The organism is Oceanobacillus sp. CF4.6, from assembly GCF_051262635.1.
In the GTDB taxonomy this organism is placed as follows: Bacteria; Bacillota; Bacilli; order Bacillales; family Amphibacillaceae; genus Oceanobacillus.
The window spans coordinates 1-22,454 of the sequence record NZ_JBIMEX010000007.1 but is presented as its reverse complement, the minus strand read 5'-3'; the positions used below and the strand labels follow the sequence as shown (position 1 = coordinate 22,454).

The window sequence follows — 22,454 nt, the reverse complement described above, 5'->3', positions numbered from 1 at the left end:
GATATTTATGAAAAGAGAATGGTCTAAACCAGTCTTACAAGAACTTAGTGTGAATAAAACTTTTTTAAATCCAAATAGTGGTGACCACCTGGATTACGACTATGAAGAAGGTACTCCACGTGAAGCCTTAACCTGGAGCTAGAATGCGATTCCATATCCAAGAACCTTTATATGATGATCATATAAAGGTTCTATTTATTATGTTGACAATTCAACTAATGAGTGGTATAAATAGATAAATAAACGTTCTTTATAGAGAATATCTGGTGATTATTATACTTTATACTGTATTTATAAGGCCAAAAATTATTAAGAACTTATTTTTTGACATTGTTGTTCTTTATTAAGAATATAAGAGCTATATCCTACTATTACAAACCAGGAGGCTATTATGAGCGCAATCACAGGTATTTATCATACCCATCAGGAAACCATACCATCCGAACTAATTAAATCCATGATGGACTCCTTTCAACATTTCCCTTCCGACGCTATCCACACCTGGACTAACCAAAACATCTTCCTCGGCTGCCATGCCCAATGGATCACACCGGAATCTGTTGCGGAGCAAATGCCATCCTACGATTACGACAGGCAGCTCGCCATCACAGCTGATGCGATCATCGACAATCGGGATGAGTTGTTCCAACTGTTGCAAATAAACAGGGAGCAGCAAAAAACAATACCTGACAGTAGGCTGATTTTACTATCTTATTCCAAATGGGGGGAGGAAACGCCAAAATTTTTGCAGGGTGACTTCGCATTCATGATCTGGGATGAAAAGAATCAAAAACTATTCGGAGCAAGAGATTTTTCCGGAGCACGAACTCTTTATTTTTACCGTAATGATACTAGTTTCGCATTTTCAACAACAATCAAACCATTGTTCACTTTACCTTATGTTAAGAAAGAACTAAATGAAGAGTGGCTAGCTGAATTTCTGGCAATCCCAACGATGGTGGAAGCAGTTGATATGTTTTCGAGTGCTTACAAATCAATTCACCAAGTACCTCCTTCGCACAACATTACAGTTAGTAAGGGTAAGGTATCATTCTCGAGATATTGCACAATTGAATTTGAAGAGAAGTTAAAACTTCATTCAAATGAAGAATATGAAGAAGCATTTCGGGACGTTTTTCAGAAGGCGGTCAATGTAAGACTTCGTACACATGGGGAAGTTGGTTCTCAATTAAGTGGAGGACTGGATTCTGGCTCAGTTGTCAGTTTTGCAGCAAGAGGCCTAAAAGTGCAGAATAAGCAATTACATACTTTTAGTTACACTCCTATAAAGGATTATGAGGATTGGACTCCTAAACATTATATATCTGATGAAAGTACATTTATAAAAGATACTGTAAATTACGTTGGAAATATATCCGATAATTATTTAAGTTTTAAAGGTAAAAGTCCTTTAACTGAATTGGAAGAACTATTAGACATAATGGAAATGCCATATAAATTCTTTGAAAATTCATTCTGGCAAAAAGGTATAAACGAAGCGGCCCGGCTAAAAGGCGTAAAAATACTCCTTAATGGTGCCAGAGGGAATCATTCTATTTCGTGGGGTTCTATGACTATGACATATAATTATTATGCAGAGTTATTTAAGAAGTTAAAGTGGATTAGACTATTTAATGAACTTAATTCATACTGCTACAATTTCAATACTGGAAAATCAATAATGGTTCCATTTGTAGCGAAAAGGGCTTTTCCGTTTTTAACGAATGTTGATAAAAATACATCTGAATATCAGTTTCCTGCAATTATAAATGAATCATTTGCAAAAAAGACGAATGTATTTGAAAAGCTTCTATCGTATGGGATAGATGCTACAGGTGGGATGAATAATGATCCTTTTAAGGTAAGAAGAGATCATTTCAGCAAGTTGTACACATGGAATAAAACAGGAACAATCGAAACAAAATTATCTTTAAAATATTCGTTATGGAATCGTGATCCTACCAACGATATAAATGTTATTCGATTTTGCTTATCGCTGCCGAAGGAACAATACGTTAATAGTGGTTTTGAGCGTTCATTAATTAGAAGAGTAACAAAAGGTAAGCTCCCAGATAAGGTGAGGCTCAATCAAACTAGTCGTGGAGTTCAAGGAGCAGATGTCATACAGCGCATGGCTCCAAGCTGGGAATCTTTTATAGAGGAATTATACCAACTCTGTGAAGACGATAGAATGTCAGCGTTTCTTAATATTCCCTTATTAAAAAAAATTATCTTAGGATTAGTCAGTAAACCTAATCCTAATATTTTGTTTCAAGATGAATTTAAAATTGCTTCACGCAGTTTGATAGTTTATAGATTTGTAAAAAGATTTACTTGAATACGAAGGGGGTGACAGCAGTGAAAAAAGAATGGAACCAACCATTATTGGAAATTCTCGATGTTAGCATGACTTTGGGAGGCCCAGGTAGAGCAATTAATGATAGTTATTGTACAAATAACCAAGATTTTGAGACACACGAGGATATGTCCAACGAAAGTAATATGTGTAGCTAGGGTTATATATTTTTCAAAAGCCCTTAAACATTCAATTAAGGGCTACATAAAAAAGTAGGTGATATTTATGGGAATAAAATCTATGAACACTGGGTACAAAGCATTTGGTGTTACAATATCCAGTGAATTTCAACTGCCGGAATTACAACAAATTGAATTAAAGAACACACCGGAGATTACTATCCAAAAAAACGTCTTAACATTTCTTTGGTCCCAACTATCCGAACCAGACAAACACTTCTACGTCCAACAAAACCTATGCATGTTTCAAGTACCCGAAGTAGCCATCTTTAAAATAGAAAACGGCAATACAATAACTGTTTCACCTTACAATGATTCCCAGGAAGACCAAATCCGATTATACATCCTAGGCACTTGCATGGGAGCACTACTAATGCAACGAAGAATCCTCCCTCTACACGGAAGCGCAATTGCAATAGACGGCAAAGCATACGCAATTGTAGGTGATTCAGGAGCTGGAAAATCAACACTAGCATCCGCATTTCTAAATAGAGGCTACCAGCTCCTAAGTGATGATGTCATTCCTATTTCTCTTTCCAATCAAGGGACACCTATAGTGACACCTGCCTATCCGCAGCAAAAGCTATGGCAGGAAAGTTTAACAGCGTTTGGGATGGAATCGCAAGGACTCCGACCAATCATTGATAGGGAATCAAAATTTGCTATCCCGGTTGCGGATCAATTTGTATCTGAGCCATTGCCTCTTGCTGGTGTAATTGAGTTAACGAAAAATAATTATGATGAAATTGAAATGATACCAATCCAGAACCTGGAACGACTACACACTTTATTTACGCATACATACCGGAACTTTCTTATCTCCCGTTCAGGTTTAATGGAATGGCATTTTGCAACAACAGCGAACATCGTTAATAAGATCGTTTTTTACCAGTTACGTAGACCTACAGATCGATTTACTGCCCATGAATTGGTGGACATAATTTTATCTAAATTCAAAAGTGAGGAGAGGGTTATAGGATGAAGACTGTTTCATTAAAAGATGTTGTGAGTCAGATGGAAGGCAATATTGTAAGTGATATGGACGGGGAAAAAGTCATGCTGAGCATTCAAAATGGAAAGTACTACAACCTAGGTGATATTGGTGGGGAGATTTGGGATGGAATGAAAGAACCAATTGCCATTCAACAACTTATTTCCACGCTAGTTTCCCAGTATGATGTGGATGAAAGCGTATGTGAGGAGCAGGTCATATATTTTATCAATCTCCTATATGCAGAGGGATTGATCAATCTTATCGATGAGCTCGCATCTTAAGGGAGGAATAGACCCCTATGAAAAAGATTAAGTTATTTCTATCCTTTAGCAAGCAAACGAAAAAGCTATTAGTTGAATCCTATTTTTATCTAGCGTGGGCTCGCATTTTAAAACTGGTTCCTTTCTCAAAAATAGTCCCTTCATTAGGTCAGCAAATGGCGGAAACAACATTGGACGTCAACCCTGAAAATAGGGGAACGTTAGCTGATATATCTCAATCCATTTATTTAACGAGTCGCTATACATTCTGGGAAAGTGAATGTCTTGTGAAGGCAATGGCTGCCATGAAAATGCTGGAGAAGCGGCAGATTGAAAGTACACTTTATTTAGGGACGGCAAAAGATGAATCTGGGAAGTTAATTGCACATGCATGGTTGCGCAGTGGTCCTTTTTATATAACGGGCAAAGAGGGAATGGAGCGTTTTACTGTCGTTCGTAAATTTGCTAAAACGTCTGAAACATAAGGGGGAAAACAATGAACAATCGCGATAATCTCGATATAACAAACATACCTAAAGAAGGACTCCTTATTCTGGATTTACTAAAAAGTGATGGACGACGAGAAATGGACCCTGCCATTTATAAAACGATTGATTGGGATATATTCATTGATCTTACCCTGCATCATCGCGTGTATCCGGTCCTTTATCCCAAATTAAAGAATCTTGGGGAAGATGTCATACCTTCATACGTCATTGAAAATCTAAACCAACTATTTAAGCGAAACACGTTTCAGATGCTTCAATTAAGTGCAGTTATGGAGCAGATTAGCAGATTGTGTTCGGACGTGGATATCCCGGTGATTTTCTTGAAAGGCCCAGTACTTGCTCATGATCTTTATGGTGAAATTTCCCTGAGAACATCCAGTGACCTGGATATCTTAATTCCGATAAAACATCTTGATAAAGCCGAAGCACTTTTTTCTGAGCAAGGATATGAAAAAGACGACTATATCGAAACGGTATTAAACGATTGGAAATGGCGACATCACCATGTGACCTATTTCCACCCGCAGCAGAACATAAAGATTGAAATTCATTGGCGTTTAAATCCTGGCCCTGCACCAGAACCCAATTTTACTCAATTATGGGGACGTAAGCGCATCAGCAAGCTTACGAGTTTTCCAGTTTACTTACTTGGGAGAGAAGATCTGTTTTTGTTCCTTGTTTCTCATGGTGCACGTCATGGTTGGTCCCGTCTTCGTTGGTTGGTTGATATTCAACAGTTGATGAAACAGGATATAGATTGGAAATGGACCTATCAATTATTAAAGAGATATCGCTATCTACGGGTAGGGGGACAAGGAATCATTTTGGCCACTCAGTTATTGAATACAACGTTCAAACGAGAAATGAGGCCTATAACCTCCACAAAATGTACGAATAAATTGGCTCAACAAGCAGTGTTTTATCTTGAAAGAAAGGTGAATTTACATACAGATCCCATCCCGGAAGATATTTCTCGGTATCATAAACGGCATCTCTTTTCCTTAATGAGCTCACAACAAAAGTTGGTTTTTATTTTAAGCTTCCTATATCCATACCCGGAAGATCAACAAACATTACCATTACCGAAAGCTTTCCATCTGCTTTATTTTCCTTTACGACCATTTCTATGGGCTTGGAGAAAGACGAGAAAACATGCATTGCTTTAGGGGGACAGACCGATGAAGTCGATTATCTATTTTTTAAAACAAATCCATACCTATTCCGGAAAGATTGTTTATATTAATTTATTTGCCATGGCTGGTATTGGTTTATTAGAGGGTGTAGCCATTTTATTATTAGTACCACTCATCAGCATGAGCGGAATAGTTGATATGGGAGTTGGGGAAATCCCAATTTTAAGTGTATTTCGTTTTATGGAAAATATTCCAGCATCCATTGGTCTGCCTAGTATTCTAGGAATCTTCGTATTAATTGTTATTGGCCAAAATATTGCAAAACGGCAGCTGACCGTAAAAAATACACAGATACAACAAGGATTCTTACGGTATATGCGTATGGAAACTTATAAATCCCTACTCCATGCCAATTGGAGTTTTTTCATTAAAAATAGAAAGTCAGATCTTATTAATATTTTAACTGGAGAAATTGCTCGTTCTGCTGCTGGAGCATATTCGGTTCTGCAATTTATATCTTCTATTGCTTTCTCATTTATACAAATAGTGTTGGCATTTGTACTTTCTCCGACTATTACTACTTTTGTGCTTCTTTGTGGGTTGATTCTCATTATTTTTAATCGAAAATTTTTAAAGAGATCTTTAGCTCTAGGAAATAGAAATTATGAATTGGGCAGGGAATATCTCGGTGGAATTACCGATCAGGTCAATGGAATTAAAGATATTAAGAGTAATACATTGGAAGGTTCGAGATTAGACTGGTTTGGATCTGTCACGAAAAAGATGGAAACAGAGCAAGTTGAGTACACGAGGTTAAAATCGACATCGCAATTATATTATAAAGTTGCTTCTGCTGTATTAATTGCTGGCTTCATTTATTTTGCAGTAATGATGTTTAATGCCCAGGCTGCCCAGCTGATGCTGATTATTGTGGTTTTCTCAAGATTATGGCCAACAGTAGCTGGGATTCAATCATCGATGGAGCAAATTGCTACAACAATTCCTTCTTTCAAAGCAGTTAAAGCATTGCAGCATGAGTGTAGGCTTGCAAGGGAGTTCGAGACAGAAGGAAATCAAGATATCCTACCGCTAGCAATCAACCAGAGTATTCAATGTGACCATGTTTCCTTTCGCTATCATCAACATAACAACTCTGGCTATGCATTGAAAGATATCCATATCGATATCCCTGCTAACCAAATGACAGCTTTTGTTGGGCGTTCCGGAGCGGGTAAAAGCACATTAATCGATATACTAATGGGGCTTAACCAACCGGAGACGGGGCAAGTACTCATTGATCGCGTGCCCTTAAGGAAAGACAAACTGATAGCTTTAAGACGGGCAATTAGTTACGTCCCACAGGATCCTTTTCTATTTAATACGACGATAAGAGAAAATCTAGTATTAGTAAAGCCGGATGCAAGTGAAGAACAAATTTGGGAAGCGCTGGAGTTTTCTTCTGCTGCCGAGTTTGTAGGGAAGCTTCCTAATGGGCTCGATTCCCTTATCGGTGATCGAGGGATTAAGCTATCTGGTGGAGAACGGCAACGGCTCGTTTTAGCACGTGCTATTTTAAGAAAACCATCCATTCTTGTATTAGATGAAGCAACGAGTTCTCTAGATACCGAGAATGAGGCAAAAATCCAGCAGGCACTGGAAAGATTAAAAGGGAAGATGACAATTATCGTCATCGCGCACCGGTTATCGACGATTCGAAATGCAGATCAGGTCGTTGTGTTAGAAGAGGGACAAATCATTCAGCAAGGTGGCTTTGCGCAACTTTCCAAGGAGAAGAAGAGTATGTTTAGCAATCTTTTAAGTAATCAAATCAAAGCAACACGTTAAAATTAACTAATATTGGAGAGCGAATTGCCGTGAGAAAAGTTGGTGGGAGAATTTTGCTTGGAGTTTTATTCATTTTTATTGTTCTCGTTGTGTACACTTTTTGGGACAATAATAGATTTAAAATTGTTGAACAGACCATAGATATCGATCATTTGCCAGAACAACTAGAAGACTTTCACATTCTCCAAATTACGGATTTACATGAAAAACAGTTCGGTAAAAACCAATCAAAACTAATACATGCAATTAACTCGATCGATTATGATGCCATTGTTTTCACTGGAGATATGTTAGACAACAAGGATAGTACCAGCTATGATAGCTTTTATTCATTAATCGAAGGCATTCATAAAAAAGAGAATGCCTGGTTTGTCCCTGGAAATACGGATCCAACTAGTTATCACATCGATACAGCCATCGAAAAGAGTAACTTTATTATCGGTATGGAAGAAAGAGGAGTACATTTATTAGAGTCTATTCAAACCGTTTCAATAGAAGGAGAAAATATTCACTTTGTTAATTTTGAATTATCGATTATAAAAGATCCACAGTACATCGGGAGAGTACAGGGCATTGTAAAAGCGGACTACTCCAGAGATGAAAAATACCATGCTTACCAAGAAAAGTTATGGGAAGACCTAACCGTACTTGACAATCTGCAAGCATCCGATGTAGTGATTGCTCTTAATCATTTTCCAATACCTGATATTCGAATCGATCATATTCAAAATAACTCTGCTTTAATTTGGCGTGATTTTGATCTAATTATGGCGGGACATTATCATGGTGGACAAATTCGATTGCCGTTTATCGGTGCGCTATTCGTTCCTGAAGCTTGGTATGAACCGAATGGCTTTCTCCCTCCAAAGGATCGTGTAAATGGAATATGGGAATATGGTGGAGTGAAACAATATGTTAGTACAGGATTGGGGAGTAGTGATGCGCTATCTTTTATAAAGTTTCGATTGTTTAACACGCCTGAAATAAATTTGCTACGATTTAGAAGAGATTAAAAAGGCTAGTTGAAGCAGCCAATGCCCAAAACTAGCCTTTCAATCCTATAATTCTTTTAACAATTTATGCTTTCCACTCCATAGATGTATATGTTCCTGAGCATAAACGATTGCTTCTGTTTCATCACCAAATCCAGTATGGGTATAACCGCGATTTGGAATAGGTTTTTTCCCCAATAAATAATCTCTTACAAATGGATTTTGCTTATTGGCAACTTTCAACAATGATTTTGTTTTGGAAGTCATTCCTTTAATGTAATAATGCACTAAAACGTTATTAAAACAGAAGTTCGCAGTACCATCATCTTCAAAAAATTTAATCAAACTTTGTGCTACTGTATACATTTCTTGTTCAATGTATATGGGCAATAGACGATAGCGGATTCCTTGATTATCATTCGTGTTCAGCTCTAGTAATTCTTCGTAATGCAGCATTGCTTCTTGAACATCGGATAAATTGTACATGAGAGTAGCATAGGTTTCTTTTGCCCGCATATAGGGACGTGTTTCAATTAATGACCAGAAATGGCCTATATTCTCTGTGAAGTAATTCTTCCCTAAGTCTTTCTTTCCAACAATCATCGCTTGGTGGACAAGTTGGCGTTGTTCATTGATTGTTTTTGCATCATCTGCCAGGAGTATATAAGCGTCAGGACTATTTGGATAAATGCTTAATGCTTCATTAATTAATTGTGTTCGTCTATAACCATGTGCTTGCGCTGCTTGAAATAACTTGTCCAGTGCAAGGTCACGAGAAGAAGTGGAAGGCGTAGAGGGTATTCCACCATTTGCCAGCAAATCATTGAGATAAGTCTGTAATTCATCTTCTGAGGAAAAATCCATTCCTTCCAAGTGTTTATGAATATCCCGCATTTCATGTTCCATGTTTGAACTTACTGGTGTATGGACGGTGTCCCCATCAATATCTTCTTCCATCATGTTTGCCATCTCTTCATCTAAGACTTTTTCTAACCTTCGATAATTGGTTGAGACAGTTGTTGCAGTTGTTCCGTATTCTATCGCTATCTGACTTTGTGTCATAGGGTCATCCGTCAAGTTAACTTGTAGGAAGTAATCTACGGCTGCAGCATAGGAGCCTAATTTTTTAAATACGGGGTGTTCCTTTTTGCAATAGATGTTCCAAAGTAAAACAGCTGCAGAAATAATCTCATCATCTGCGCCCTTTGTCTTCATATTTCTTGTGAATAGTTCGGCGACCATTTCTTGTGCTTGATTATCCCATTCTAAAACGTCTGATCCAAGCATAAGTACATCAGCTAAAAATGGTGGGAAATTCTTTTTTAAACCGCCGTCTTTATTTGTATATACACCGGTAAGGTTTACAATCTCTTCCCTCATATCTCCAAATACTTCAAGCATCGTAAATAAAAATTTATGGTGTTGTACATATGGAACAACGATCCCGATAGCGATGTTATTTTCTTCAAAATCATCATCTTCCAAATAGGGAATCTCATAGATATCATCTGTAATAATGTTACAAACAGTTGCTTTTTGTGCTTCTTCGTCAATCGATCTAATGTCAAATACACCTGGCTTCGCTTTAGACCACTCAGCAAATGTATTTTTTGTACGTGTATGCTTTATTTTGGATAGATGCCTATTATAAAATAGATCAAAGGTAGTTTGGTTATTATCAAATAAAGGGACATTCATGATTGCCCATAGTTTAACATATGTCATGTAGGTTTCTAATTGTTCCTCATCCTCTACTAAAAAAGCTGGAGGATATTTAGTTACTACTTCTTCCATTTTATCTCCGTGTTCATGCAACGCGAACGAAATGATCTCGGCATGTAATTGTTCTAATTCCATGTTATAGATTTCAGGGCTTATCGCAATGACATTGGACGCACCACAGCATTTTTTATATTTCTTTCCACTTCCACATGAACAAGGATCATTTCTTTTTAGTCTGCTCAAGATCAACAACCCCTTAGTTATGCATTCACTTTTATTATGAGGGAAAGAGTCAATTCATTCAAGTTCCAAAGAATAAACTTCTATATATAATAGTCGATATTTTACAAATTTCCGTTTATCTAGATCATTTCATAATAAAAAATAAAAAATTGTCAAAAAAACTTCAAATTCTCGATTGTACTTTTTAAAAATCCTTTTATACCGCGTATTAAAGCTATATAAAAAAATTAACTACATGTAATATGACAACGTTTTCATTTACTGAATTTACTAAAAATTTGACAGATTTAACTAATCTGAATTTTATGCTAACGGAATTTCGTGATATAATATTCTAACATAAAGAGAGTATTCCTACAGTTGGTAGTATTCACTCTTTTTAGAATACGAGAGAGGAGCTGTTGTGATGACAAGAAACGGATATCCTATACAACAGGGACTATATCGTCCCGATTTTGAGCATGAAGCTTGTGGAATCGGAATGATAGCAAATATTAACGGGAAGAAAACACATAATATTGTACAAAATGCGATAAATATATTATGTAATTTAGAACATCGTGGCGGCCAGTCAGCAGATACCAGTACTGGTGATGGGGCAGGGATTTTGACTCAGGTGCCGGATCGCTTTTTTCAAAAACAATGTGGGAAGGAAAATATTTCTCTTCCACGTGAAGGTGACTATGGGGTTGGCATGATATTTTTACCCCGTGATAGACAGCTTCGTATGACTTGCAGAAAAATTATTGAAACATTAATTGAACAAGAAGGACAAACCTTCCTCGGTTGGCGTCCTGTTCCTACAAATGAATCCTTCATTGGTAAGGTTGCCGCTAAGAGTGCACCTGCAATCCGCCAATTTTTCATCCAAAAATCGGATGAAATAAAAGACCAAGATGCCTTCGAAAGAAAACTATTTGTGATTCGTAAATGCATTGAAAAAGTGGTAGCTGAACATGCCGAATACGAAGATGTCTATATTTGCAGTTTGTCCACTCGTACGATTGTTTATAAAGGGATGTTAGTTCCTGAACAATTGGATGCGTTTTATATTGATTTAAACCACCCGGATTTTAAATCTGCACTGGCACTTGTGCATTCACGTTTCTCTACAAATACATTCCCAAGCTGGAAAAGATCTCACCCGAATCGGTATACCATACACAATGGTGAATTTAATACATTACGAGGAAATGTCAATTGGATGCAAGCTCGTGAAAACCTTTGTGTTTCTGAAAATTTCAATGATAGTGAATTGAACAAAATTCTCCCCGTAATGGATACAGATGGTAGTGATTCATCTATATTCGATAATACATTTGAATTCTTGCATCTTTCAGGGAGATCACTGGCACATACAGCAATGATGATGGTACCTGAGCCGTGGTCAAATGATGATAAGATCAAAGATGAAAAACGTGATTTTTATGAATATCATAGTACATTGATGGAACCTTGGGACGGTCCTGCTGCACTTGTTTTCACAGATGGGAAACAGATTGGAGCAACCCTCGACAGAAATGGTCTCCGTCCAGCCAGATATTATGTTACAAAAGACGGCATGGTAGTGATGGGTTCGGAAGTAGGAGCATTAGATATTTTTGCGGATGACATTCTGTATAAAGACCGATTGACTCCTGGTAAAATGCTGCTTATTGATTTGGAAAAGGGAGTTATCATTCCCGATGAAACCATCAAAATGCAGATTGCCTCTCAAAAACCATACAAACAGTGGCTTGAAAACAAAATTGAATTGGAAGATCTTCCAGAGGCTACTAGCAGCCAGCCTGTTTATCGTGAAGAGTCCCTCCTACAGCAACAACTAGCGTTCGGTTATACGCGGGAAGAACTTAATAAAATTATGAAACCACTCGTATCAGATGGGAAAGATCCAATTGGTTCCATGGGTTATGATTCACCGATTGCGGTGCTGTCAAAACAGCCACAGCTCTTGTATAACTACTTTAAGCAGCTATTTGCTCAGGTAACAAATCCACCACTCGATGCCATTCGGGAAAAAATTATTACGATGGTGGAAACAACGATTGGTGCAGAGGGAAACCTTGTCCAGCCTAATGCAGAAAACTGTAGACATATACGTTTGGAAACACCAATTCTATTAAACGATCAACTGGAGAAAATTCGTGCGCAGCAATTGGATGATTTTCGCGCAACAACTTTGTCGACTTTATTCAATGCTGAAGAAGGCACAGGAAAAATGGAAGCCGCACTGGAAGCATTGTTTGAAAAAGCAGATGCCGCCATTGATGCAGGCGTTACATTATTGATTCTTTCCGATCGAGGTGTATCCAAAGATAAGGCTGCTATTCCAGCGCTATTGGCCGTATCCGGTTTGCATCATCATTTAATACGTAAAGGTATCCGTACAAAGGTCAGCATCTTACTAGAGTCGGGGGAACCAAGAGAAGTACACCATTTTGCTGCATTGATTGGTTATGGTGCTGAAGGGATAAATCCATACTTGGCCTTTGATACATTTACTGATTTATTGGAAAAAGGTGAGTTGAATGTCGTTACCAATAGCCATGCACAGGAAAGATACGTAAACGCGGTTACAGAAGGCATCATTAAAATACTCTCGAAAATGGGAATATCCACAATCCAAAGTTACCGTGGTGCACAAATTTTTGAAGCACTGGGAATTAATGATAAAGTCATCGAAAAATACTTCACTGGAACTGCTTCACGGATCGGTGGAATTGGACTTGATATGATAGAAAAAGAAACATTAATGCGTCATGAAAATGCCTTTGTCGAAAATCGTGGTGGCAATTACGATCTTTCTCCAGGGGATGAATTCCAGTACCGTGAAGATGGAGAAGATCATCAGTATAATCCAAGAACCATTCAAACATTGCAGCATTCCGTGCGTACAAATAATTATGATCTTTTCAAAAAGTATTCGAAAATGCTGACGGATGATACAGATAACCTGCAGTCACTCCGTGGATTGATTCAATTTAAGAAACGCCATGCGGTGCCAATGGAAGAAGTTGAATCTGTTGAGGCGATTGTAAGCAGGTTTAAAACAGGTGCCATGTCCTTTGGATCGATCAGTAAAGAGGCACACGAAGCTTTGGCAATTGCAATGAACCGTCTTGGCGGTCGCAGCAATACCGGAGAAGGTGGAGAGTCTTCAGACCGGTTTACACGTGATGAAAATGGCGATTTAAGAAGAAGTGCTGTAAAACAGGTTGCTTCCGGGCGTTTTGGTGTTACGAGTAATTACCTCGTGAACGCAGATGAAATTCAAATCAAAGTTGCTCAAGGGGCAAAACCGGGTGAGGGTGGACAGCTTCCTGGTAAGAAAGTTTACCCATGGATTGCGGATGTTCGCGGCTCAACTCCAGGTGTAGAATTAATTTCCCCACCTCCTCATCATGATATTTATTCAATTGAGGATTTGGCAGAACTTATTTATAACTTAAAAAATGCAAATCCAAATGCTCGTATTAGTGTGAAATTGGTGTCCGCAGTTGGGGTTGGAACCATCGCAGCAGGTGTTGCAAAAGGTCGAGCCGATCATGTCGTTATCAGTGGTTATGATGGCGGTACAGGTGCAGCTCCGAGAACAAGCTTGAAGCATACCGGTCTTCCATGGGAAATCGGTCTTGCTGAGACACATCAAACCCTTCTATTAAATGGGTTACGTGATCGTATTACGGTTGAAACAGATGGGAAAATGATGACTGGTAGAGATGTAGTCGTATCTGCATTGCTTGGAGCAGAAGAATATGGCTTTTCGACTGCACCACTTGTGGCCTTAGGCTGTGTGATGATGCGTGTCTGCCATTTGGACACATGTCCAGTTGGTATAGCTACACAAAATCCGGAATTAAGAAAGAAATTCACAGGTGACCCTGAGCATGTTGTTAATTTTATGCGTTTTATCGCTGAGGAAACAAGAGAGCTTATGGCTGAACTTGGATTCAGAACGATTAATGAAATGATTGGACGCTCAGATGTATTGGAATCAAAGAAAATCAATCACTGGAAGGCTAACGGTCTTGATTTATCAGCATTGTTATATCGTCCTGAATTGGACTTCAAAATCGATCAATATGCTACGAAAAAACAAGATCATGAGATTGAAAAAACATTGGATTACCAAGAGCTTATTCCAATTTGTGAAAGTGCAATTGAGGATGGAACACCGGTTGAATTTACGGTAGCAATCCGTAATATAAATCGTGTGACTGGAACACTTCTCGGTAGCGAAATCACTAAAAAATATGGGGAAGAAGGTTTACCGGAAGATACAATTAAATTGAATTTTAATGGGTCTGCAGGTCAAAGCTTTGGTGCATTTATTCCTAAGGGGATGACATTGAAACTTACTGGTGATGCCAATGATTTTGTTGGAAAAGGATTATCCGGTGGGAAGATTATAGTTAAAACAGCAACAGCAGTTACTTTCCTGCCTGAGAAAAATACGATTATCGGAAATGTCGCCTTTTATGGTGCGTCCGGTGGGGAAGCATATATTCGTGGCATTGCTGGAGAACGTTTTGCTGTTAGAAACAGTGGTGCAACAATCGTTACAGAAGGTATTGGTGACCATGGTTGTGAATATATGACAGGCGGAACCGTTGTTGTCCTCGGATCTACGGGCAGAAACTTTGCTGCGGGTATGTCCGGCGGTGTGGCGTATGTATTTGATGAGGACAATAGCTTCTCTGGAATGGTAAATCCTGCAATGGTACATGTTGGACCGGTTGAGGATCCATTAGAATTAGAAACCGTTTATAACTTAATTCAAGACCATATTAAATATACAGACAGCGGACACGCAGAACGAATCCTTTCTTATTGGGGAAAATACTCGAAACAATTTATACGGGTAATACCGAAAGCATATGTGAAAATGAGGGACCGGATTAATTTCCTTCGGGATAGTGGACGAAATAAATTTGATGCAGAAATGCAAGCTTTTGATGAAAGCAACAATGGCTTTACAGAGGGAAAAAGCAAAGTTGAATTAATTTAACATTAAAAAAGGGGACACGGTACAGATATGGTTTCCTCCTTGGAAAAATAATAAGAAGGTACTTTTACAGAAGTGGGGGCTTTTGATGGGTAAAGAAACTGGATTTATGGAATATAATCGACAAACCCGTCCGGGAAGAATTCCGCAAGAGCGAATACAAGACTGGAACGATTACACGGCTCCTTTAGCAGAGGAAGATGTTAAAGAGCAGGGCGCGCGTTGTATGGATTGTGGCGTACCTACATGTCATACCGGCATCGAAATAGAGGGTGTCACATCAGGGTGCCCGGTTAATCACCTAATACCCGAATGGAATGATCTTGTATATGAGGGCAAGTGGAAAGAAGCATTAGCTCGTGAACATCTAATGAATAATTTCCCGGAATTTACCGGAATCGCGTGTCCTGCACCATGTGAAAGTGCATGTGTGCTAGGAATAAATGAACCGGCTGTTGCGATTAGAACAGTAGAACGTTCTATTATCGAAAGAGGTTTTGAGGAAGGTTGGGTAGTACCGAATCCTCCCAAAATGCGTACAGGTAAAAGCGTTGCAGTTGTGGGTTCTGGGCCCGCCGGACTAGCGACAGCAGACCAGCTGAATAAAGCCGGTCACTCTGTTACTGTATTTGAACGTGATAAGCGTGTTGGCGGACTTTTAACATATGGTATACCGGAGATGAAGCTTTCTTATGACATCGTTATGAGACGGGTATCTATATTGGAGCAGGAAGGCATTGGATTTGTTACGAATACCGAAGTTGGAAAAGATATTACAATTGAAGAACTTAAACTGGAGTTTGATGCAACAATCCTTTGTGGTGGAGCAACACTTCATCGTGAAATGGAAGTAGAGGGTAGTGATCTGAAAGGCATACACCCTGCAATGGATTTCCTTCATGCAAATGTGGAAAGCCTACTTGATTCCAATTTAGAAGATGGTAACTATATTTCTGCAGCAGATAAAGACGTGATTGTCATAGGTGGTGGAGATACGGGGACAGATTGCCTTGCTACTTCTGTTAGACACAATTGCAAGAGTTTAACACAATTTGATATTTATGAGAAAAAGAATCTGCTTCGTGATGAGGAAAGCAATCCTTGGCCACAATATCCGAAGATTCACCGTGTGGAATATGGTCATGCTGAAGCGGAGGCTCATCAGGGAGAAGACCCGCGTGCATATGCCGTTCAAACAACTAAATTTGTAGGCGATGAAAATGGACATGTTAAAGAAGTGCATACCATTAAAGTTAAAACACGCTATGAGCATGGTAAAAAAATTCGTGAAGAGATCCCGGGTTCTGAAGAAATATGGCCTGCTGATCTTGTTTTGATAGCGATTGGTTTTAAGGGACCAGACCAAGAACTAATAAATGAGCTGAGTGTTGAAACGACTAGAAGTTCGACTGTTAAAGCAACATACGGTAAATTCAATACGAATGTTGAAGGGGTATTTGCCGCTGGAGACATGCGCCGTGGTCAAAGTCTGATTGTCTGGGCTATTAATGAAGGAAGAGCAGCAGCGAGAGAATGTGACCTATACTTAATGGGTGAAACAATGCTTCCTTAATATGCGTTATAAATGTGCTGTGGATCATTTTCCACAGCATATTTTTTTGATTTAAAGGTGTGCAGTTAGCGAGTATCCCCAGCAAAAACCATTTGCTACTGTGTGTAAGATGGAGTAATATGAAGTATAGAAATAGCAATGAATCGAAATGAGGGTATACAATGAGTAAAACATCCATTTATGGACTAACATATGAACAACTTACTGAATGGCTTATCGAGCATGGTGAAATGCGTTTTCGTGCCGATCAAGTATGGAACTGGTTATATAAAAAGCGTGTTTCCAATTTTACCGAGATGAGAAATGTGAATACAGAAACAATCGAACTTCTAGAGGAAAATTTTGTCCTGCATACGTTGGGGGAAGAAATCAGACAGGAATCGAAAGATGGTACCATTAAGTTCCTTTTCAAATTAGAGGACGGAAATTTAATTGAAACGGTTCTTATGCGTTTTTCATACGGGTTATCCGTTTGTGTAACAACACAGGTAGGCTGTAATATCGGTTGTACGTTCTGTGCCAGTGGTCTATTAAGAAAAAGTCGTGACTTATCCAGTGGTGAAATTGTGGAGCAGATTATGAATGTACAAAAACACCTTGATACAAGAGGCGATGACGAACGTGTCAGCCATATCGTTGTTATGGGAATAGGCGAACCATTTGATAATTTCACTAACCTGATGGACTTCCTGTATGTAGTAAATGACGATCGTGGTCTTAATATTGGTGCAAGACATATTACTGTTTCAACTAGTGGACTCGCCCATAAAATTTATGAATTTGCAGACAAGGATATCCAAGTAAACTTGGCCATTTCCCTTCATGCACCGAATAATGAACTTCGCACGAAGATTATGAAGATAAACAAAGCATTCCCGATTGAAAAGCTTATGAAATCTGTGGAATACTATCTGGAGAAGAAAAACAGGCGTATTACCTATGAGTATATTATGCTGAGAGATGTTAACGATCATAGAGAAGAAGCAATTCAATTGGCAAGTTTAATTAAAGATCATCGTCATTTAGCGTATGTGAATTTGATTCCTTATAATACGGTTGATGAGCATATTGATTATCAACGAAGTCAATCGGAGTCCATCCAGACTTTCTATGAAACGCTTAAAGAAAGAGGTATTAACTGTGGTGTCCGTTGGGAAAATGGAGCAGATATCGATGCTGCCTGCGGTCAGTTAAGAAGCAAGCAAATCAAGAAATCAAAAGCTGTATAGATGCACTAAAATCCCCTTCTGAATGTCAGGAGGGGATTTTTAGCTTTATATTTCCATTTTTTCTATAGATGTAGCAGCATATCTGGCGGACAAGGGTAGATCGATGATGCCATTTTTAGACGAAACTTGGTTCTTCCCTTGATTCTTCGCTCGATAAAGAAGGTCGTCTGCATGGATATATGCATGTTTAATAGTTGTTTCTAAATTGGATTGGTAAAAATACAGACCAAATGAAGCAGTGTAGGAAATGGTTATCTGTCTTGTTTTAAATTCTGAAACTGCAGGCGTATCTTGAATGCTTTTCTGCAGTTGCTCGACCAATTGTCTGCATTCCTGATAGCCTCTATTCCTTAAGATTATGGTGAATTCCTCTCCACCACTTCGAAAAAGATAGTCTTCATCTTTTAGAAAACTCTTTAATGTTGTTGCAAAGTGTTGGATGACACTATCCCCAACCGTATGATTATAAGTATCATTAATCCGTTTAAACGTGTCTATATCTGCTACAATGATCCCAATGTGTTCTTCGGTATCGTTTAATTCATTCATAATTTTATTCATGTACGTCCGGTTATGAACCTTTGTCAGGAAATCGGTATAAGCCATCTGTTCAAAACGATCACGCTCTATTTTATGCTGGATGCTTCTGGATTGAAGTACAGCAGATCGACTGACAAGGTAATTCAATATAAATAAAGCAATAAGGATTTCCCATTGCTGCTCCAAAATAAAAATGAATAACAAGCCATTGGAGACTGCTTTTTTGATCGTATCGAAAATGCTCCTACCTTTAATAAAATCCCACGCATCCTGTCCAGTATGAATACTACCGGAAATATGGAATATCGCCAGAAGCAGTATGGATGACAAGAAGTCTGTAAGGGCAACGATTGCAATTAGCAGGCCCCAATAGCCAAAAGGTATTTCTTCAATATAAGGATATAGCCCATAGAAAATAAAATATCCTAATGAATGGAGTAATCCAGGCCCACCAATATTATAAAATGTATGTATAAATTCATCTTCATCAGCTGTTCCTGTTTTTTTGCGATAAAAATATACATAAAAACGATTAACAATCTCGAATAAAAACAACCCTAATGGACCAGTGAACAATACAAAAGATAGTCCATAAGAAATGCTGTAATCAATATTTACGTTTCCTGTTTTTACAACTGTTTTTAAATGCGAATAAAGTGTAGTAAAAAAGAGATACACAAAGAAGACCTTAAAATAAAGGGCTATGTCTATTTCTATCGGCCCAGATGCAATGGCAACAATTAATCCAGTTATGAAAATACCTATTATAAATAACTTTAATTTGTACATGATAAGGTTGTCCTTTCATAGATAATTAAAAAGTATTTATTACTAATGGGTATAATTTCCTATTATTTATTCAATAGTAGCACAATTTTTAGATTAATAGTTAGAAAATAAATTTATTTTATGATTATTTCTGAATCTTTCATTATATGTTGTTTAATTAAGCTATTTTCGTAATGTCTATTGCTTTTTAACTCTTGCAGTTGAGATAAACTACGACATAATTGTTGTTTGATTAGCGCTTCGGACAGTTGACACCTTAGGAAAAGGCTTCTTTATAATAAGTCTTGGTAAGTGTAAAGAAAAGGGTATTCAATAACAAGTAGAGTTGACATGTTTGTAAATGTTAATTTAGAGATGTCTCAGCAAGTTGCGGTTAATTTAGGTATAAACCCTCATGAACATGGCGGCTCGTCCGTTACAAAGGCTTCTACGGCTCTAAGTTAAGAGGAAACACGAGGAAAAAACGGATACAAGGAAGGTAGCAGTGTTATTAGGTGAGGAATATATTCAGAAGTTCTTCGAGAAAGTTCCTACTTTGTACAAGCGTTTGCTAACTTTAAACCGATATGTGCGACACATGACGGTGTCAGAATACTTCAGGAAAACAAGTTGTTGAATCGTTTAGGGGACGTGTCACGGAGATACACCAGACACCTTCTTAAATGAATTTTAGAAGCTTTTTCCGGCCACAGACATTGGGACAGAAATATAAATTCATAGAAATGGGATGTAAAGGGTGATTGTACATCATCCTTTTTTTCTGCTCTTACAAATAGGGAAGGAATATAAATCCAATTTAAAAGGAAGATATTAGTTGATTACAAAAAAGTATACATGTATACTTTAAAAGTAAAGTTATTTTCAATAATGTAAACATGTACACAAAATAGTGTACATGTTGGTATAACAACGAATACAAAATGTATACATGTACACGGAAAAGAATACATACAAAGTCCTGTTGTATATTTTATGAAAAACAATTATTCTAGTAGTATATGGAAAATATGAGAGGAGTATCACTAAATGATAAAATCGAGAATCGCGGCAGTAGATGTCGGAAATGATGCTTTAAAAGGAAACTTTGGAAAGCTTGAAAATGAATTGTATATCCCTAACGTGATTGCACCTGATTTAGAGGATCGCCCTGTAATCGGGATTGAGGAATTGGATCAAAAAGACGTATTGGATAATATTCATATTAGAGTACACTCCCCTGCCTTAAATGAAAACAATATTATTTATCGTGTTGGTAATCTAGCAACCAAAACTGGTAATGCACAGGAACTTGATCCTGGCAGCAGTAAATCAGAAGAAGATCAAACCCTAATTATGCTATTCACTGCACTGGCATTGGATGCAGTGGACACGGATAATTTTAATGAAAAAAATGGTATTACCGATGCAACCTATACATTGGGTACTGGACTTCCATTAAGAGAAGTAAAAGAAGGTAAAGATGTTGGGTATCGTTCTCAACTTCTTGGTTCAGTGCATCAAGTCGAATTTCTTGTGACACCAAAACACCAAGGTAAAAAAGTAAATATTAAATTTGAAGAAGTAAAAGTATATCCAGAAGGTTTTGCAGCGTATGTGAACCTGATAATGGATAATGATTTGAAAGTAACGAATAAGGAACTAATTGATAAACAGATCTTAATCCAAGATATTGGTGGATTATCAACAGATATCGCGGTAATCAGAAATCGCAATGTGGATGATGATAAAGCGCAAGGATTTAACTTGGGAGTTTCTGAATCATTAGAAGCTATACGGGAAGAAATTCGGTCCAAGCACGGTGTTGAACTGGATAGCCGCAGCGATGTCGTGGACATCATCACAAGGAAAAAGGATCGTAACCATATAATGGTAAAAGGTAGCAGAACGAACGTACACGATATTACCGACCATATTCTATTGGAACTGGCGAAGAAAGAATACCGCTTCCTAAGGAATGTATGGGCGAAGAACTCCCAATCAGAAATTTGCTATTTTGTCGGTGGTGGATCTGCAGTACTTAAAGACTATATTAAAGCGTTAAATAATAAATTGGATGGTTATAATATTGAATTCTTTGAGGATGAAAATGAAAGCATTTGGATGATGGCAAATGCCTATTATAAATTGATTAGTGATTTTATTCAAAAAGCTGATAAAGGTAAGAAAGAAGAAGAAAAAGTTACTTCTAAGGCAAAATAAATAGGGTGAGATCATGACGAAAAATAGTATAGAGCGTGGACAATCGATTACCTTTCGTGTTCCCTCTGATACACCTGATTATCTATTAAAACAATTGCAGAATATGAAGGAAACCGAACGCAGGAATTTTTCCAGTAAAGTTGCCGGATTTGTACTTAAGGGGGTCAATGAAACCTTTGTAAAAGAAAAGGAAACGGTGACTATCCCGTTACCAAAGCAGCTTACAAAGGAACAAAGGAGCTGGCTAAAGCATGAGCATTCAGAAGCGCTTATCGGCAGTATCCTTTATCATTTATTAAGTGATCCAATGCGGGCAACCACCCTGCTGGCAGCAATGAACAGTAACTCCAGTAATATTGATGAAGCATTATATCTTCAAGAAGAACCTGAGGAAAAATTGGAAAAACAACCGACACAGGAAATGGATCTGGATGATTTCAGTCTTGATGGCCTGGATCTAAATGAAGATGAAATCGTGGAAGAGGAAGAGGATGAAGATCCTTTAGGCGACTTTTTCTCCAGTATGAATAAATAACATAGTAAATACCGGATAAGATGAAAATCTTACCCGGTATTTTTTTTGTTGTACAGGCCATTTTCGTTATGTTCGTTGCTTCTTAATTAACGCAGAGTTGAGATAAACTACGACGTAACTGCTGGCTGATATCGAAAGACATGTGCTCGTGCTACCGTCCGGGATCGCTCTGGGCGGATGCTTTCCGCGGGCACGGCCTCAGCCTCCTCGAGAAAACCACTCTGCGGGGTCTTCGGACACGTGCTGTTCCCGCAGGAGTCACCGCCCGCCGCTCACCCGGACTGATGAAGTAGTATAATGTTATTTTAGCTATTAGCAAGTGTAGTTAATTTGTCAGCAACCTTGTAACCA

At 38.1% G+C, this 22,454-nt stretch carries 16 protein-coding genes; 14 read left to right on the top strand and 2 right to left on the bottom strand.

Going from position 1 to position 22,454, the window contains the following annotated elements:
• Positions 1 to 7 precede the first annotated feature (7 nt).
• From ACHABU_RS11890 to ACHABU_RS11850, 9 genes are all read left to right on the top strand, one after another.
• Positions 8 to 142 (top strand): paeninodin family lasso peptide, encoded by a 135-nt coding sequence (locus ACHABU_RS11890; RefSeq protein ID WP_435765093.1) that lies wholly within the window; start codon positions 8 to 10, stop codon positions 140 to 142.
• 249 nt (positions 143 to 391) lie between these two features.
• Entirely contained in the window at positions 392 to 2,338 is a 1,947-nt protein-coding gene (locus ACHABU_RS11885; protein WP_435765092.1) for an asparagine synthase-related protein, read from the top strand.
• A gap of 20 nt (positions 2,339 to 2,358) precedes the next feature.
• Positions 2,359 to 2,514 (top strand): paeninodin family lasso peptide, encoded by a 156-nt coding sequence (locus ACHABU_RS11880; protein WP_435765091.1) that lies wholly within the window; start codon positions 2,359 to 2,361, stop codon positions 2,512 to 2,514.
• Positions 2,515 to 2,581: 67 nt separating this feature from the next.
• Positions 2,582 to 3,517, top strand: coding sequence for an HPr kinase/phosphorylase (locus ACHABU_RS11875; protein ID WP_435765090.1), 936 nt, complete (start codon positions 2,582 to 2,584; stop codon positions 3,515 to 3,517).
• Positions 3,514 to 3,810, top strand: coding sequence for a lasso peptide biosynthesis PqqD family chaperone (locus ACHABU_RS11870; protein WP_435765089.1), 297 nt, complete (start codon positions 3,514 to 3,516; stop codon positions 3,808 to 3,810). The genes ACHABU_RS11875 and ACHABU_RS11870 overlap by 4 nt, the downstream gene beginning before the upstream one ends.
• Positions 3,811 to 3,827: 17 nt before the next feature.
• Complete coding sequence (locus ACHABU_RS11865; protein WP_435765088.1) at positions 3,828 to 4,274, top strand: lasso peptide biosynthesis B2 protein; 447 nt, start codon at positions 3,828 to 3,830, stop codon at positions 4,272 to 4,274.
• Positions 4,275 to 4,285: 11 nt separating this feature from the next.
• Positions 4,286 to 5,464: a nucleotidyltransferase domain-containing protein gene (locus ACHABU_RS11860; RefSeq protein ID WP_435765087.1), complete on the top strand. Its 1,179-nt coding sequence runs from the start codon at positions 4,286 to 4,288 to the stop codon at positions 5,462 to 5,464.
• 12 nt (positions 5,465 to 5,476) lie between these two features.
• Positions 5,477 to 7,276 (top strand): ABC transporter ATP-binding protein, encoded by a 1,800-nt coding sequence (locus ACHABU_RS11855; RefSeq protein WP_435765086.1) that lies wholly within the window; start codon positions 5,477 to 5,479, stop codon positions 7,274 to 7,276.
• A 29-nt stretch (positions 7,277 to 7,305) separates the two neighbouring features.
• On the top strand, positions 7,306 to 8,289 hold the full coding sequence (locus tag ACHABU_RS11850) for a metallophosphoesterase (protein WP_435765085.1): 984 nt from the start codon (positions 7,306 to 7,308) through the stop codon (positions 8,287 to 8,289).
• Positions 8,290 to 8,334: 45 nt separating this feature from the next.
• On the opposite strand, the gene ACHABU_RS11845 is transcribed toward ACHABU_RS11850, so the two are convergent.
• Positions 8,335 to 10,233 carry an SEC-C metal-binding domain-containing protein gene (locus tag ACHABU_RS11845; protein ID WP_435765084.1) on the bottom strand — a complete coding sequence of 633 codons (1,899 nt, stop codon included), beginning with the start codon at positions 10,231 to 10,233 and terminating at the stop codon, positions 8,335 to 8,337.
• 406 nt (positions 10,234 to 10,639) lie between these two features.
• Between ACHABU_RS11845 and gltB the strand changes: the two genes are divergently transcribed.
• The 3 genes from gltB (at position 10,640) to rlmN (ending at position 18,040) form a co-directional block, all read left to right on the top strand.
• Positions 10,640 to 15,241 (top strand): glutamate synthase large subunit, encoded by a 4,602-nt coding sequence (gltB, locus tag ACHABU_RS11840; protein WP_435765083.1) that lies wholly within the window; start codon positions 10,640 to 10,642, stop codon positions 15,239 to 15,241.
• Between the two features lie 85 nt (positions 15,242 to 15,326).
• Positions 15,327 to 16,811, top strand: a complete 1,485-nt coding sequence (locus ACHABU_RS11835; protein ID WP_435765082.1) for a glutamate synthase subunit beta — start codon at positions 15,327 to 15,329, stop codon at positions 16,809 to 16,811.
• Positions 16,812 to 16,972: 161 nt separating this feature from the next.
• Positions 16,973 to 18,040, top strand: coding sequence for a 23S rRNA (adenine(2503)-C(2))-methyltransferase RlmN (rlmN, locus tag ACHABU_RS11830; protein ID WP_435765081.1), 1,068 nt, complete (start codon positions 16,973 to 16,975; stop codon positions 18,038 to 18,040).
• Between the two features lie 45 nt (positions 18,041 to 18,085).
• Here the strand turns inward: rlmN and ACHABU_RS11825 are convergent, their stop codons facing one another.
• On the bottom strand, positions 18,086 to 19,369 hold the full coding sequence (locus ACHABU_RS11825; RefSeq protein ID WP_435765080.1) for a GGDEF domain-containing protein: 1,284 nt from the start codon (positions 19,367 to 19,369) through the stop codon (positions 18,086 to 18,088).
• A gap of 1,026 nt (positions 19,370 to 20,395) precedes the next feature.
• Here ACHABU_RS11825 and ACHABU_RS11820 point away from each other — a divergent pair.
• Positions 20,396 to 21,568: an Alp7A family actin-like protein gene (locus tag ACHABU_RS11820; RefSeq protein ID WP_435765079.1), complete on the top strand. Its 1,173-nt coding sequence runs from the start codon at positions 20,396 to 20,398 to the stop codon at positions 21,566 to 21,568.
• A gap of 13 nt (positions 21,569 to 21,581) precedes the next feature.
• On the top strand, positions 21,582 to 22,103 hold the full coding sequence (locus ACHABU_RS11815) for a hypothetical protein (protein ID WP_435765078.1): 522 nt from the start codon (positions 21,582 to 21,584) through the stop codon (positions 22,101 to 22,103).
• Positions 22,104 to 22,454: the final 351 nt, after the last annotated feature.

Coding starts and splice junctions, on each gene's coding strand:
- ACHABU_RS11890 (WP_435765093.1), top strand. CDS start 8: ATGAAAAGAGAATGGTCTAAACCAGTCTTACAAGAACTTAGTGTGAAT.
- ACHABU_RS11885 (WP_435765092.1), top strand. CDS start 392: ATGAGCGCAATCACAGGTATTTATCATACCCATCAGGAAACCATACCA.
- ACHABU_RS11875 (WP_435765090.1), top strand. CDS start 2,582: ATGGGAATAAAATCTATGAACACTGGGTACAAAGCATTTGGTGTTACA.
- ACHABU_RS11870 (WP_435765089.1), top strand. CDS start 3,514: ATGAAGACTGTTTCATTAAAAGATGTTGTGAGTCAGATGGAAGGCAAT.
- ACHABU_RS11865 (WP_435765088.1), top strand. CDS start 3,828: ATGAAAAAGATTAAGTTATTTCTATCCTTTAGCAAGCAAACGAAAAAG.
- ACHABU_RS11860 (WP_435765087.1), top strand. CDS start 4,286: ATGAACAATCGCGATAATCTCGATATAACAAACATACCTAAAGAAGGA.
- ACHABU_RS11855 (WP_435765086.1), top strand. CDS start 5,477: ATGAAGTCGATTATCTATTTTTTAAAACAAATCCATACCTATTCCGGA.
- gltB (WP_435765083.1), top strand. CDS start 10,640: ATGACAAGAAACGGATATCCTATACAACAGGGACTATATCGTCCCGAT.
- ACHABU_RS11835 (WP_435765082.1), top strand. CDS start 15,327: ATGGGTAAAGAAACTGGATTTATGGAATATAATCGACAAACCCGTCCG.
- rlmN (WP_435765081.1), top strand. CDS start 16,973: ATGAGTAAAACATCCATTTATGGACTAACATATGAACAACTTACTGAA.
- ACHABU_RS11825 (WP_435765080.1), bottom strand. CDS start 19,369: ATGTACAAATTAAAGTTATTTATAATAGGTATTTTCATAACTGGATTA.
- ACHABU_RS11820 (WP_435765079.1), top strand. CDS start 20,396: ATGATAAAATCGAGAATCGCGGCAGTAGATGTCGGAAATGATGCTTTA.
- ACHABU_RS11815 (WP_435765078.1), top strand. CDS start 21,582: ATGACGAAAAATAGTATAGAGCGTGGACAATCGATTACCTTTCGTGTT.